Here is a 14,924-nt window from a genome sequence, read left to right as displayed (position 1 = left end):
CGCTATCCGGCGCGTCGTGCCTGCAGTTCGGCGCGACGCGCCGCCGCGAATGCAATGAACCAGTCGAGCGCGGCGGGATTCGTCATCGAGGAGCGATTGACCGCCTTCTCGATCGGGTGATCGAGAAGGATCTTGCGTACCGGCACCTCAAGCTTCTTTCCCGACAGCGTGCGCGGCACTTCGGAAATCGCAAACACGTCATTGGGCACGTGACGCCCGGAAAGCTGCGTGCGCACGGCGGCGAACAGCCGTGATCGCAACTCATCGGAGACGCCGCGCGCGCGCTCATCCGTGACGCCGGATGCGGACGCTGCGCCCGCCCGTTGCGGATCGGCAGCCGCCCCGCCTCGCAGCACGACGAACAATGCAAGGAATGACTCGCCGCCGAGGTATTCGAGGTCGACCACCAGCGAATCGGCAACTTCCGGCGTTGCCTCGATGACCCGGTAGATCTCGCTGGTGCCCATGCGGATGCCGTGACGGTTGATCGTCGCATCCGAACGTCCGTAGATGATTCCCGTGACGGCCTCGGGCCGCGGAATCAGGCGCAGCCAGTCGCCATGCCGCCACACGCCGGGGTAGACGTCGAAGTAGCTGTCGCGATAGCGCGAGCCATCGTGATCGTTCCAGAACTTGAGCGGCATGCAGGGGATCGGCTGTGTCATCACCAGTTCGCCGACCTCGTCCATCACTTCGTTGCCTGCGTCGTCGTAGGCGAACGTCGCCACGCCCAGTTCGCGACACTGCATCTCGCCGGCATAGACCGGCAGCACCGGGCAGCACGTCAGGAAGCACGCGCCCGGATCCGTTCCGCCCGAGATCACGGCCAGCATGACGTCCGCCTTGACGTGCTCGTAGACCCAGCGATAACCCTCGGCCGGCAGCGGCGAACCGGTCGCGCCGACCGAACGCAGCGCACCGAGATCGAACTGCTGCCCCGGCCGCAGATCCGCCTTCATGCACATGCCGATGAATGCCGGACTCACGCCGATGAACGTGGCGCGCTCGCGTGCGGCAAAGCGCCACAGCGTCGTGAGATCGGGATGACCCGGGTTGCCGTCGAACAGCAGGATCGTGGCGCCGGACAGCAATGTGTTCGCCACGAAGTTCCACATGATCCAGCTCGTGGACGTGTACCAGAACATCCGGTCGTGGCTGTCCACGTCCGTGTGCAACGCCCCCGTCTTCAGCACTTCGAGGATCGTGCCGCCGTGCGTATGCACGATCGGCTTGGGCATCCCCGTGGTTCCGGAGGAATACACGATCCACAGCGGATGATCGAAGGGAACGGGCGTGAACTCCGGTGCGGTGCTTTGCGCCGTCGCCTCCGCGAACGACACCACCGTCACGCCGTGCCCGTCCGAGGGCGGAATGTCGAGACTCGCCGCGGCATTGAGATACGGAACGAAAACGACGGCCTTCAGACTCGGCAGCTGGCGTACCAGCTCCGCGACGACGGCGCGCCGGTCGTAATCCTTGCCGCCGTAGCGATAGCCATCCACCGCAAACAGCACAGTCGGTTCGATCTGACCGAACCGGTCGAGCACGCCGGTCGTTCCCATGTCCGGCGAGGCGCATGACCAGACACCGCCGCAACTGGTCGTGGCCAGCAGCGCGACGATGGTCTCCGGAATGTTCGGCAGGTAGGCGGCGACCCGGTCTCCGGGCTGCACGCCAAGACCTCGCAGCGTCGCCGACAGCGCACCGACTCCGGCGGCCAGCTGCGACCAGGACACTTCGCGGCGTTCGTGCACTTCCGACTGGAAGATGATCGCCGGCTCGTTGCGCATTCCCTCCACCCGGGCGTGACGCAACGCATGTTCGGCGTGATTCAGCGTTGCGCCCTGAAACCACTTGGCGCCCGGCATGCAGCGCGCCTCCAGCACCTGGGTGTACGGCGCATGCGAGATGACCTCGCCGAACTCCCAGATCGAACGCCAGAATGCCTCGATCTCCGTGACCGACCAGCGCCACAGGGCCTCGTAGTCGGCAAATTCGAGCCGATGGCGCTCCTTCAGCCAGCGCCGGTAGCGGGTTATCCCCGCCCTGGCGATGCGCGCTTCATCGGGTCGCCAAAGAGGTTCCGGGTGATTCGAAGTCTCGGTCATGATGATTCCGTCAGGCGTTCACGGGCGGCGCGGATGATAGTGCCGGCTGGGTTCGCCATCAAATGATGGACACCTGCAGCGACAGAATCAGTCAGTTGATTGTTTCGTTGTCTGGCCGTCCGCCCCTCTATTGACCGGGCCGAAGACCATTGCATAGAGTGCCCGCCTCCACCGGCGCCGGTCGCATTGCTGCGCTCCTGCGCATCGTAGTCACTGCGCTGCACCAGAAAGCGCACAGCCGAAGACGGCGCCGGTCGCTCGATCCCATCCACACCACGCAACTCACCTGGAGAACTTCGATGGCAGGCAGACTGGAAGGCAAGACAGTAATCATCACGGGCGCGACCAGCGGGATCGGCGAAGTGACCGCACGCCGCTTCGCCGAAGAAGGCGCCCGCCTGCTCATTGCCGGGCGCACCGTCGCCAAGGGCGAATCACTGGCACGGGAACTGGGCGAACGCGTCGTCTTCGAACCCGCCGACGTCACGCGCGAGGCGGATATCGCACGCATCGTGGACTCCGCGGTCAAGCGATTCGGCCGGCTCGACTGCATGTTCAACAATGCCGGCGCCGCGACTCCTTGCAAACTCGAGAACGTTACCGAAGAGGCCGTCCGCGACGGACTGCAGCTGCTGGTCGGCAGTGTCATCTTCGGCATGAAGCACGCTGCGCGCGTCATGAAGGATCACGGCGGCGGCAGCATCATCAACAATGCCAGCATCGCGGCCCATCGCGCCGGACAGGGCGACCTGGTGTACTCGGCAGCGAAAGCCGCGGTGTCGCAGCTCACCCATCTCGCGGGTGTCGAACTCGGCGCCTACAACATCCGTGTCAATGCGATTTCGCCGGGCGCAATCGCCACCCCGATCTTCTGGGGCGGCTCGGCGCGCGCGAGCCAGCTGAGCGATGAAGACAATCGTCGCAAGCAGGCGAAGCTCGAGCAGAACCTTGCACGCGCCACGCCGCTGCCGCGTTCGGGACAGAGCATCGACATCGCGAATGCCGCGCTGTTCCTCGCCAGCGACGAAGGCAGCTTCGTCAACAGCCATGACCTGGTCGTCGACGGCGGCCGCATCTGGCAGTTCCACGAACGCGCGAGCGTCTGAACCCCTTCACGGCCTGCCACCCCCGCGCGGGCTTGGATCTCGGGGGTCACTGAGATCCTCGCCCACGCGGGAATGACAAGTTTTCAGCTACTTCCAGTCCTCTCCTGCCACCTCTAGTGGTCCTGGAAACTTCCCAGGACGCAGGTCAGTCCCTCCGGCGTGAGCGGCAGCGAGAACGCATCGCGCGGCGTGCCCTTCGGATGGGATGCCAGCGTGGTCGCCACCCACTCCGTTATCGCCTGGCTGCGCGGCCAGAGATGTCCGCCGATCGGCGGCAGGTAGTTCAGATCGTGCGTGCACGACACGGTGACGACGTTCGACTGGCTGGCGAAGTAATTGGCCGCGAGCTTCGTTGACGGGTTGTAGTTCGCGATCAGCGGACCGGTCGCGCCGTTGAGATACCACTTGTCGGTGGCACCGCCCCACAGCACGATGTTGATCGATGGTTGCAGCGCCTCTGCGGAACGATCGAGCGGCCTCGGCGCCACACGTCCGTCGATGATTGCATCGCCCACATTCTCGGTGGTGATGGGCACGCCGTCCGTTCGATACCACTCGCCGGAGGCAGGCGCACCGCCCGCAAAGAATCCGGAGCTGAAGGTCAATGCGCGATTCGTCGCGGTGCCGCCGGCGGAGATGCCGCCGATGTAGATCCGCGTCTGGTCGATCTCGTAACGCGTCGCGGCGCACTTCACCATCCGCTCGAAGAAGCGCACGTCAGTACCTGCATCCTGATACTGCGCCACGTTGCCCTGGGCAACACCGTCGAACCATGGCTCCCAGGTGCGGCCATCCTGCGTGGTGACCGTGCCGGATCCGCACACGGAGTTGTTGCCGTTCGCCGCGCAGATTCTCACCGGCGAGATGACCGTGAATCCTTTCGCAGGCAGCCGGTCGATGAATGTCGCACGCATGAAATCCGTTTCCATTTCCGCGGTGCCCGTAAGAGAGACGAATACCGGCCGCGGACCGTCGCCATCCGTTGCGGGAAGGATGCGGAAACTGCGCGAATAGCCATCCGACATGAAGCCGGAGTTGAGGCCATCCTTCGGCGTGAAGTCGGCAGGACAGCTTGCCGTCCAACGCAGAGGAGGCGGAACTGCATCGGACTCGAGAATCGCCAGTCCGCCGGCAACGTTTGCGCCCCAGGTCCAACCGTACCCGGCATAGATGCGTCCGTTCGAAACCACCGGTCCGCTGGTCGAGCCGTTCGGGAATCCTTCTGCGGCTGTATCGTAACTGCCGACCTGCGCACCCACCGGCATCGAGTGCAGCAGCGTGCCGTTGGTTGCGTCGACGACGCGCAACTGGCCATCCCACGTGATGAAGTACAGCAAGCCGTTCGCCACGGTGTTGCCGCTGAAGCTGCCCGCGAGAAGATTCAGACTCCACACCACATCGCCGGTGGCAGCGTCGAGCGCGAAGGCCGAACTGGTGCCCGGCCGCGCGTCGAACCGACCCGTACCGACCGTCGACGTGTTGTTCGTGAAGTAGATCCGGCCGTTCGCGACCGTCGGCGTACCCATCACACCACCGATCGGACTGCCGGACGGCGTGCGCGGATCCACGGTGCGCTGCCACACCCGCTCGCCCGTTACCCGATCAACCACCGTGTAGTGGCCGCCCTTGTCGCCGACGCCCACGAGCTTGCGCACCGTGCCGTTGACCGTGGCCTCGAACAGGTTCGGCGCGGCGCCGACGTCGCGGTCGAGGGTGCCGCCGTTGATGGTGTAGACATCGTTCGCGGTGATCTGGTGATGCCAGACGAGCGCGCCCGTCTCGTAGTTGATGGCGAGCAGCGCATCGGAGTACGGACCGGCCGGCGTGAAGTAGGCCTGTCCGGTGCCGATGTATGCGAGCTTCAGCTCCGGATCCACGGCCACGCTCGACCACACCGACACGCCGCCGCCGCACGACTCGGGCGGGCAGACGGAGAGGCGCCACTTCTCTTCGCCGTTCGCGGCATTCAGCGCGACCACGGAACCGCGAAACAACGGCGTGGCCGCGAAAAAGACCTGGTAGGAAGCCGCGCCGATGAGGAGCGTGTCGCCCACGACGACGGGCGAAGACCAGATCCGGTTGTACGGGGTCGTCTCGATCTTGGAGGTCCAGCGCAGCTTCCCCGTCGCGCGCTCCACCGAATAGACATTCGAGTTGTCGCCGGCGATGTAGACACTGTCGCCCGCCACGAAGGGCGACGGCGTCAGCATCGAGTTCTGCAGTCGCGTGGCCCAGATGTCGGCACCCGTTTCTGCATTGACCGCCTTCAGCCAGCCGGCGTAGTCGCTGAAATACACGACGCCATCCGCCACTGCCGGCGTGCTCGAAACGCCCGCACCGGGGACGCGGTGCGCGACTCGCAGGTTCGCCACGTGCGTCGCACCGATGGTTTCGTCCTTCGAGGCCCGGGTGTTGGCATAGTCGTGACCGAACATCGACCAGTTCTGCGAACCGATGGGCAGCGGCTCACCGCTCGTCACTGCGGCCGTCGTAACGCTGAACACGGCGTTCACGCCACCCACCGTCAACGTGGCGCTCACCGCGGTATTTGCCGCCGAGCTCGACGTGACGCGCACCGCAACCTGCTGACCGTTGTTCACCGTGCCGTTGGCGCTGGTATAGGCCGCGTTGTTGATGGAGTACTCGCCCCCGGTCACGCTGATCTGGGCCGCGGAGTTGATACCGGAAATGGTGACGGTCGAAGACTCCACCGGCGTACTGACGGCGACGTTCGTTCGCGCCACGAAGGTAAATGGGTCCGGCGTGGTGTCGGTGACCGGCGGTGGCGGCGGCGTTGTTCCGCCTCCTCCTCCGCCCCCTCCCCCCCCACAGGCAGCAAGCGCAGCTGCGGCAAACATGGCAACGGTAGCAATCTTCAATCGCATGACTGATTCCCCCCTCGTCGCGACCGACACGGCCGCCCTGATCGTTTGTGGTTGTTGTTGCCAACATACCACTCGCTCAAAAAATAATTCAAGACCCGGGTACAGGGATTCCCCGGAAAAAACCGGCGTTCATGTCGACATAGTTCTCATTTTTGTCGTACCGGTCGACAAAGCGCTGCCGCATCGAAGAGCTGCCGGCCGGCTTGGGCGGGTCCGCTGGATGACCCGCATCCGGTCTCGCCCCGGCTCCGGAACAGCATCGTTTGCTCGTATTGCTGTGGCTTCTCTTTCCCCCGCTCCTTCTCTTGTGGACTAGTCAACTGAATTGGTGGTATGTTCCCGACGTCCAAATTGCACACGTGGTATGCCGACGATCATTCAGTAAAACAAACCAATTCAGGGGGTCACATGAAGACGCACATAACAGCGCGCCCGACCACAGAGCGCGTAAATCGACCCGTTGTCTCGTCAATTGCCGTTGCCGCAACGGCGCTGACACTGTCCTCGCCGTTGGTCCTAGCCGCCGAGGGAAGCGGCCGGACGCTCGAAGAAGTCCTCGTCACCGCACAGCGACGCCCGCAGAGCCTTCAGGATGTTCCCGTCGCCGTTTCCGTCGTCTCCTCCGAGACCATTCGCGAACTGTCGCTGCAGAACCTCGATCAGCTCTCCGCCTATGTGCCGGGATTCAGTGTGCGCGAGGGCGGCGAACAGACCTCCATCAGCATTCGCGGCTTCGCTACCGGCCTGAACTTCGGTTTCGACCAGTCGGTCGGTCTCTTCATCGACGGAATCTATGCAGGACGCGAGCGTCAGTTCCGCAGCACGTTCCTCGACATCGGATCGGTCGAGGTGCTCAAAGGCCCCCAGGCCACGCTCTTCGGCAAGAACACGACCGCCGGCGCGGTGGTGATCACCACCGGCCAGCCCACCCAGGATTTCTCCGCCGATCTGAGCGCCGACTTCACGTCCGAGATCGATCGTCAGATCTACACCGCCGTGGTCAATGGCGGGCTTACGGATACCCTGGCCGCGCGGGTCGCCCTGCGCTACTCGGAAGAGGATGGGTACGTTCGCAATACGCTGACCAACGAGCGTGAAGAACAGGGCGAAGACTGGATCGCCCGCGCCACGTTCCTGTGGACGCCCACGGCTTCCTTCAGCATGCGCACGAAGCTCGAACATTCCGAGTACGAACGTTACGGACGGGCATTCAACATTTCCTCCGTGAACGGCGTGGAGGTCGGACGTCCCACCTGCTTTGGCATGGCAACCGGCTGGCCGTGTGCCGCCACCGCGGCAGACGTGGGTCCCGAGGCCCGGCTGAGCAGCTACCTCGCCTACGATCCGGACTTCCTGGCCGGAACCTTCGACCAGACCTCGAAGCAGCAGGAAACGGCGGACGTCGAAGCCAACAACGTCGCCATCCGGATGGAGTATTCGTTCACGCCCGACACCCGGCTGGTCTCGATCAGCGGGTACTCGAGCTATGACTCCGAAGATCAGCGCGACGTCGACTGGAGTCCGACGGACTTTCTCTATGAGCCGATCACCCAGGAGTTCGATCAGTTCAGCCAGGAATTGCAACTGTTCTCGAAGATCGGCGATCGCTTCGAGTACCTGCTGGGCGTTCATGGCTTCAAGAACGACTTCTACGTCGATCGCCGCACCGACGTCGACATTCGCGTCTTCCTGCTGCCATTCGGCGTGCAGCCGACGGACCCGCTCATCTTTGACGGCCCGGCGAGCGACTGGCGCTATGCGCAGCTGCGCTATCTCGATCAGGAAACGGAGAGCATCGCCGCGTACTTCTCCGGAACGTTCGATTTCACGCCGACCTGGCACCTGACCGCCGGCCTGCGCTGGAATCGCGAAGACAAGACCGCGACCGACCGCTACGCCCTGTCCGAATTCGGCTCGACCCGATTCCTGGATGTGTCACGCGACAGCGGCGGCAACCTGATCGGCAGCCCCGCCGATGTCGCATTGATCACGCGCATCCTGGCCACGTTGCCGGGCAATGTGAACGGCATCATCAACACCTCGCGCGTCGGCTTGACGCAGACGATCAGTGAAGAGGACTGGTCGCCCGAAATCACGCTGTCGTGGGATCCGACGGCCGACACCATGCTGTATTTGAAAGCGGCCCAGGGCCATAAAGGCGGCGGCTTCAACTCCGCGACCGTCGGCCAGAATGCCTCCGACAGAACGTTCCGTGACGAAACGGTCACGGGCTACGAGTTCGGCGGCAAGCTGCGACTGCTCGATGGCAGCGCCGCACTGAACTTCGCGCTCTTCAGGCAGGAGTTCGAGGATCTGCAGACCTCGACGTGGGTCGGCGACGCATTCGACGTCGGCAACGCCGGCAAGTCACGCGCGCAAGGGCTCGAACTCGAAACCATCTGGCAGGCCACGGAAGCGCTCCGGCTCAATGCGAGCATGATCTGGCTCGACGCCCGTTTTCTCGAGAACTCTGGGAACGCTTGCAGCATTCCCCAGCGCTACTTCCCGGATCCGGTACCGGGCTGCGTGTTCACCCCGGCCGATACCACCGCAGGAACGCCCGCGTCCTACCTGCAGGACAACTCGGGAGACCGCTTCGCACCCACCTTCTCCGGCAACTTCGGCGTTGGATATACCGCAAGCCTCACCAGTTCGCTGGAGCTGCTGATGCGCGCGGACGTCGTCTACACGGGTCATCAGCGCAACCCACTCGATCCGACCATCGAGCAGGGCTCACGCACACTGCTCGATGTCGGCGCAACGTTGCGACCTGCAGGCGAAGACGGCTGGAGCGTCGGTTTGCTCGTGCAGAATGCAACCGATGAGGAGTACTACTGGTACGAGTTCGAGGCGCCGGCGCAGACCGGCACTCGCATCGGGTTCCCTGCCCCGCCGCGGATGTACACACTGCAGACACGCTATCGCTTCTGATGGATGCCGGCCCGGTGCGAGGGATCGCATCGGGCCACCTCTCCGGCAACGGCTCTGACGCCAGCGATTTTCCCGCCCCGGCACATGACTGACTGGCGGAGCGCACGATCACACCCGGGTGAAAAAATACTCGCCACGGACATGATTTGTCGCTACGGTATGGCGGCGTTCATGGAGAACAACGACGAACATGGCCACGCGACCTCGCCCGGAGCCCACCAAGAAATTTCATAAGCGCAAGGACATGATCCTGCGCGCCGCCGTCGAAGTGCTGAACAAGAAAGGCGTCAAGGGCATGACGCTGGCGGATGTCGCCTCCAAGCTCGATCTCGTGCCGACGGCGGTGATGTATTACTTCCGCAGCAAGGAAGAACTTGCCGCCTCCTGTTTCCATCGCTCCATCGAAATCTATGATGCGCTGGCAGCCCAGGCCGACAACGCCCGCACGGCTCGGGCGGCGCTGGAGATCTTCGTGCGCGGCTTCTTCGAACACCGGCGCAGGATCGTAATCGGCGAAGCAGATCAGATGGCCGTGTTCAACGACGTGCGTGCAGTGCACGATCCTGGCGTGGGCAAGGCCTACGAGACGATGTTCCGTCGCACCCGCAGCCTGCTGATGAAGTCGCGCGAGTTCAGCAATCTCGAACGCATCCACTGCAATGCCCGCGTCCATCTGCTGCTGTCGCAGCTTTTCTGGTCGATCGTCTGGATCGACCACTACGACACCGACGATTACGGCCGCCTGGCCGACCATGCACTGGATATTCTCGAGAGCGGTCTCGCCCATCATCGCGGCAAATGGGCGCCGCAGATACTTCCGTCATTGCCGGCCCCGACGAGCGATCGTCCGGGCGAGAGCCGCGAAACGTTCCTTCGCTCAGCGACCGTACTCATCAACGAACAGGGATATCTCGGCGCGTCGGTTCAGAAGATCTCCGAACAGCTCAACGTGACCAAGGGCGCGTTCTACCACCACAACGACGCCAAGGATGATCTGGTCGAAGCCTGTTTTGCGCGCACGCTCGAGGTCATGCGACACGCGCAGCGCGCGGCGGCGGCGGCAGCGAAGACAGGCTACGACAATCTCGCCTCCGTCTGCGCCGCGCTGCTGAACTACCAGCTCACCGGCAGCGCCCCACTGTTGCGAACGTCGGCGCTGACGTCCGTGCCGGAGAACATCCATCGCCAGCTGATCGGCGAATTCGATCGCATTTCCGGCCGGTTTGCGCTCGTCTGCAGCGATGGCATCGCGGACGGCTCGCTGCGGGCAGCCGACGCCACGATCGCCGCCCAGATGATCACCGCCATGATCAATGCCTCGGCCGAACTGCATCTGTGGGCACCCGGCGTCACCGCTCAGAGCGGCGCAGAGATCTACGCCCGTCCGCTGTTCGAAGGCCTGCTCACGAAGTAGCAGGGCCGCCCGTCCTTCCTCGCCCTGCGCGTCCTCTGCCGCGCAGCATCGCCGCCGCATTCACTTCTGCGTTCGCCGTTACTCATAAATTGAATTGACGGTATGTCGGCTTGATGTCTATAGTTTTCGAAATATTCTGGCCTGTATTTATCCACTGTTTTTGAAAGGGTCTGCGCCGCCAGAGCAAGCAGATCCATGGATATCCGATATGACTGCATCGATTACCCCGACGGTAGCCAACTACATCACGCAAGCCGAATCGCAGGCTCGGACCGTACCGGACATCCCCAGTCACGTTTCATTGATCCCGATTGCCCGCGTCGGCATCGTCGGCGCCGGCACGATGGGCGGCGGCATCGCCATGAATTTCGCCAATGCCGGCATTCCGGCCAGGCTCGTCGAAACGCAGGCAGCGGCGCTCGAGCGCGGCCTTGCCACCGTTCGTCGCAACTACGAAAACAGCGCACGCAAGGGCCGGATCACATCTCAGGATGTGGAAACCCGCATGAACCTGCTGAGCGGCTCGCTCTCGCTGGACGACCTCGCCGATTGCGACATGATCATCGAAGCGGTCTATGAAGACATGGCCGTCAAGAAGCAGATATTCACGCGCCTCGACGCCATCGCGAAGCAGGGCGCCATCCTTGCAACCAACACCTCGGGCCTGAACGTCGATGAGATCGCCGCAGTCACCCGCCGCCCGGAAGCAGTGATCGGACTGCACTTCTTCTCGCCCGCCAACGTGATGAAGCTCGTCGAGGTCGTGCGCGCCGACAAGACCAGCCAGAGCGTGGTCGCGACCTGCATGGACCTCGCCCATCGCCTTGGAAAGATCGCCGTCCTCGTCGGCGTCTGCCCGGGCTTCGTCGGCAATCGCATGCTCTATCCCCGCCAGGTTCAGGCGGAGCAGCTGCTGTTCGAAGGCGCGATGCCGTGGGACGTCGATCGCGTGCTGTGCGAATTTGGATTTCCGATGGGTCCCTTCCAGATGGCAGACCTCGCCGGTCTCGACATCGGCTGGTCGCGCGAGACCTCGCGTGGCGAAACGCTCCGCGATGTCCTGTGCGAACAGGGCCGACTCGGCCAGAAAAACCGCGCCGGCTTCTACGACTACGACGAGAATCGCAAACCCACGCCCTCGCCCATCACGGAGAAGGCGGTACGCGATTTCTCGGCGCGCAAGGGAAAGACGCCGCGGACCATCTCCGACAGCGAGATCCTCGAGCGCTGCCTGTATCCGCTGATCAACGAAGGTGCGCGCGTGCTCGAGGAACGCAAGGCGCTGCGCGCTTCCGACATCGACGTCGTATGGCTCTACGGCTACGGCTGGCCGAAGCATCGGGGCGGTCCGATGTACTACGCCGACTCGGTCGGGCTTACGAACATTGCCGCCCGGCTGCGCGACTTTGCCCGCAATCACGGTTCCGCGTTCGAACCATCCTCGCTGCTGGCGACACTCGCCTCGCAGGACCGCGGTTTCCTGTCGGCGTAACGCCGGACGGACGCCCGGGCGTTACGCGCCCGGGCCCGCGAACTCAGCTCGCGCGCGGCTTGTAACGGTCGCGCAGTTCCCGCTTCAGTACCTTGCCGATCGCGCTGCGCGGCAGCGCAGACACCACTTCGACCGCACTGATCGCCTGCGTCTTGCCGAGACGCTCGTTCGCCCACGAGCAAAGAAAGCTCGCATCGAGCGAGCGACCGGCACGCGGCACGACGAAGCCCACGGGAGTTTCACCCCATCGCTCCGAGGGCACGCCGACAACAGCCGCTTCCAGGACGTCCTCATGCTGCACGAGCACCGCCTCGATGTCGCTCGGATAAACGTTGAAGCCGCCGGAGATGATCATGTCCTTGCGGCGATCCATCAGCGTGAGAAAGCCTTCCGCATCGAAGCGGCCGACGTCGCCTGTGCGGATGAATCGATTGCCGCTCTCGTCGTACCACTCCGCTTCGCTGGTCTTCTTCGGCTGATTCAGATAGCCATTCATCATGACCGGCGAGCGACCGACGATCTCTCCAACCTCATCGGCCGGCAGCTCCCGGCCTTCCTCATCGATCACGCGCATTTCGTGACCCGGGAACGGACAGCCGACCGTGTGCAGCTTGTCGGGCCGCTCGTGAGCCAGCAGCTGGCACGACGCGCCGCCTTCCGTCATCCCGTAGTACTCGATCAGACCGCCGGGCCAGCGCTTGAGCACTTCCGCCTTGATGTCGGCGGCGAACGGCGCGCTGGTGCTGTACTTCATCACGAAGCTCGACAGGTCATAACGGTCGAAGTCGGGCACTGCCATCAGCCGGCGATACTGTACGGGCACCAGCATCGCGTGCGTGACGCGATGCTTCTGCGCCAGTTCGAGGAACTTCACGGCGTCGAACTTCGCCTGCAGCACCACCGTGCCGCCGTTCGCGAGCGTCGGCAGGAAGCTCACGAGCGTGGTATTGGAATAGAGCGGCGTCGAGACCAGCGTCACCTGCGCCGAATCGGCCTCGAAGTCGTGCCCCTTGTCGCGCATGAGCTGCAGCCAGCGCAGCTGATGCGACTGCACGATGCCCTTCGGCGTCCCCGTCGTTCCGGAAGAGTAGATGATGTTGAACGCCGCATCCGGATCCATCGACGCAGGCTGCGGCTTGGCCTCGTTCGGCGGCAGCCACTCTTCGAATCGCACTCCGAAATCCGAACCATCGAGCATGACCCAGGTCGGTCCGGTGGGCTTTCGCAGCGGCGCCAGCGCAGTCGCAACGGCCGCATCGAGAAAGAGAATCGTCGCGCCGCAGTCCTCGAGCATGGTCATCAGACTCTGCGCGGTCGAGGAAGGCGCCAGCGGCACGACACCGCCGGCGGCACGCAGCGTCGCCATGAATACGGCGCTGTACTCGATGGACGCCGCAGCGCAGATGGCGACAGGGTCGCCCGACTTGATGCCGTCGCGCTGCAGGCCCGCGGCAATCCGGTCTATCAGGACATCCAGCTCCGCATAAGTGATGCGTCGGCTGTCCTGGATCACTGCTGCCTTTTTTGGCCGCAGCGAGGCATGCGCCCGAATGAGTTCATGATGCGACCCGAAGGGTCGCTCCCGCATTGCAGCGATGGATTCAGGCGTGACTCTCATGCGCGAAGCATCTCCTGACGAAGCGTGCGGGCCGCCGCGAAGTAGTGGAATGCAGCCCAGAGATTGACGAGTACTGTAACTCCAAGTGACCAGCGCAACCCATCGGCAAGCGCCTGAGCCTCAGGGATTCCCTGCGCCACGTAGCCTTGCCGCAGGAAATCGCTCAGCACGCCGACCAGCAGCGGCCCGAAACCGAGCCCGATCAGATTGAGGATGAACAGCAGCAGCGCACTGGCAAGCGCCCGCTCCTTCACGCCTACCAGGCGGTAGGTGGCCGTGATGCTGGGCGCGAGATAGGCGGCGGCGCAGAAGATCGACGGAATGAGCAGCCACATCACGATCGACGGATTGTCGACGAAGTAGACCAGTTCGGAGACCGGGAAGCCGACGAGCAGCGAAAGCGCAGGAATCCAGAGGTAGTAGCGAACATCGTTGCGGCGATTTGCATACCAGTCGCTCAGCCAGCCGCCGAAGTACGTGCCCGTCACGCCACCGATCACCGTGACGACCGCCAGCTGGAAGCCGACTTCCGCGACGCTCATGCCATGCGATCGCATCAGGAAGGCCGAGTAGAAGTTGCCGGCACCGTAGATGACGAAGTTGTGCAGCGCCGCCGCGAAGGCCAGGTGCCGGAACGAGGACTTGGCAAGCAGCGATCGGATCACGCCCCACGCCGAGGGCGGCTCGGAGACTACCTTCGTCTCGTCGGAAAAACCTCGCGGCGGCTCTCGCAGCGTCGTCTTCACGAGCAACGCGATCAGGAGTCCCGGCAAGCCAACGACGAAGAAGGCCATGCGCCAGCCGTGGGTCTGCGCCACCCAGCCGGCCAGCACCATTCCCAGGAAGGACCCTGCGAACGCACCCAGCTGATAGATCGACAGCGCCGTCGCCCGGCGCTTCGACTCGAAGTAGTCGCTGATCAACGAATACGCAGCCGGATTGCAGCCCGCCTCCCCGACACCGACGCCTATCCGTGCGAAAAGCAGGTGGGAATAGGTTTTCGCCGTACCCGTGAGCGCGGTGAAGACGCTCCAGACCACGATCGAGATGGCGATCAGGTTGACGCGGCTGCTGCGATCCGCCAGACGCGCCAGCGGAATGCCCATCACCGTGTAGATCGCCGCAAACGCCAGCCCGGTAAGCAGCCCCATGTGGGTATCGGTCAGCCCGAAGTCGGTACGGATGGGCTCCATCAGGATGGACAGGAGCTGGCGATCCATCATGTTGATCATGTAGACGCCACACAGCAGCCACACGACGTAGTAACGGTAGCCCTCCGACGCGCGAAACTCCTCCGTCGTCTCCGAACCCGTCACGGCCGTCGCCGGCGCATTCAACGCCATCTCTTCTCTCGACATCGCCTCTTTCCC

General features: G+C 63.7%; 8 protein-coding genes. 4 read left to right on the top strand and 4 right to left on the bottom strand.

The annotated features are described in order from the left end of the window. Positions 1-2: 2 nt before the first annotated feature. Positions 3-2,108 carry an acetoacetate--CoA ligase gene (locus V7D81_RS00595; RefSeq protein WP_324313786.1) on the bottom strand — a complete coding sequence of 702 codons (2,106 nt, stop codon included), beginning with the start codon at positions 2,106-2,108 and terminating at the stop codon, positions 3-5. 299 nt (positions 2,109-2,407) lie between these two features. Here V7D81_RS00595 and V7D81_RS00590 point away from each other — a divergent pair, with 299 nt between their 5' ends. Then, positions 2,408-3,214: an SDR family NAD(P)-dependent oxidoreductase gene (locus tag V7D81_RS00590; protein ID WP_324313785.1), complete on the top strand. Its 807-nt coding sequence runs from the start codon at positions 2,408-2,410 to the stop codon at positions 3,212-3,214. 113 nt (positions 3,215-3,327) lie between these two features. Here V7D81_RS00590 and V7D81_RS00585 read toward each other — a convergent pair whose 3' ends face one another. After that, a complete protein-coding gene (locus V7D81_RS00585; protein WP_324313784.1) occupies positions 3,328-5,958 on the bottom strand; it encodes an outer membrane protein assembly factor BamB family protein in 2,631 nt (876 codons plus the stop codon). A 651-nt stretch (positions 5,959-6,609) separates the two neighbouring features. Here V7D81_RS00585 and V7D81_RS00580 point away from each other — a divergent pair. From V7D81_RS00580 to V7D81_RS00570, 3 genes are all read left to right on the top strand, one after another. Then, complete coding sequence (locus tag V7D81_RS00580) at positions 6,610-9,030, top strand: TonB-dependent receptor (RefSeq protein WP_324313783.1); 2,421 nt, start codon at positions 6,610-6,612, stop codon at positions 9,028-9,030. 190 nt (positions 9,031-9,220) lie between these two features. Beyond that, positions 9,221-10,444, top strand: coding sequence for a TetR/AcrR family transcriptional regulator (locus tag V7D81_RS00575; RefSeq protein WP_324313782.1), 1,224 nt, complete (start codon positions 9,221-9,223; stop codon positions 10,442-10,444). A 208-nt stretch (positions 10,445-10,652) separates the two neighbouring features. Continuing rightward, on the top strand, positions 10,653-11,936 hold the full coding sequence (locus V7D81_RS00570) for a 3-hydroxyacyl-CoA dehydrogenase (RefSeq protein WP_324313781.1): 1,284 nt from the start codon (positions 10,653-10,655) through the stop codon (positions 11,934-11,936). A gap of 43 nt (positions 11,937-11,979) precedes the next feature. Here the strand turns inward: V7D81_RS00570 and V7D81_RS00565 are convergent, their stop codons facing one another. Then, entirely contained in the window at positions 11,980-13,554 is a 1,575-nt protein-coding gene (locus V7D81_RS00565; protein ID WP_324313779.1) for a class I adenylate-forming enzyme family protein, read from the bottom strand. Next, the gene (locus V7D81_RS00560; protein ID WP_324313777.1) at positions 13,551-14,912 is read right to left on the bottom strand and encodes a spinster family MFS transporter; all 1,362 of its coding nucleotides are present in this window, start codon (positions 14,910-14,912) and stop codon (positions 13,551-13,553) included. Before V7D81_RS00560 ends, V7D81_RS00565 begins: the two co-directional genes overlap by 4 nt. Between the last annotated feature and the right edge of the window lie 12 nt (positions 14,913-14,924).

It is taken from the genome of Povalibacter sp. (assembly GCF_036735925.1).
In the GTDB taxonomy this organism is placed as follows: Bacteria; Pseudomonadota; Gammaproteobacteria; order Steroidobacterales; family Steroidobacteraceae; genus Steroidobacter.
This window is presented reverse-complemented; position numbering and strand designations above follow the sequence as displayed.

Bases quoted from the DNA above. Each gene is read 5' to 3' on its own strand.
- V7D81_RS00560 (WP_324313777.1), bottom strand. From the start codon at position 14,912: ATGTCGAGAGAAGAGATGGCGTTGAATGCGCCGGCGACGGCCGTGACG.
- V7D81_RS00570 (WP_324313781.1), top strand. From the start codon at position 10,653: ATGACTGCATCGATTACCCCGACGGTAGCCAACTACATCACGCAAGCC.
- V7D81_RS00575 (WP_324313782.1), top strand. From the start codon at position 9,221: ATGGCCACGCGACCTCGCCCGGAGCCCACCAAGAAATTTCATAAGCGC.
- V7D81_RS00590 (WP_324313785.1), top strand. From the start codon at position 2,408: ATGGCAGGCAGACTGGAAGGCAAGACAGTAATCATCACGGGCGCGACC.
- V7D81_RS00565 (WP_324313779.1), bottom strand. From the start codon at position 13,554: ATGAGAGTCACGCCTGAATCCATCGCTGCAATGCGGGAGCGACCCTTC.
- V7D81_RS00595 (WP_324313786.1), bottom strand. From the start codon at position 2,108: ATGACCGAGACTTCGAATCACCCGGAACCTCTTTGGCGACCCGATGAA.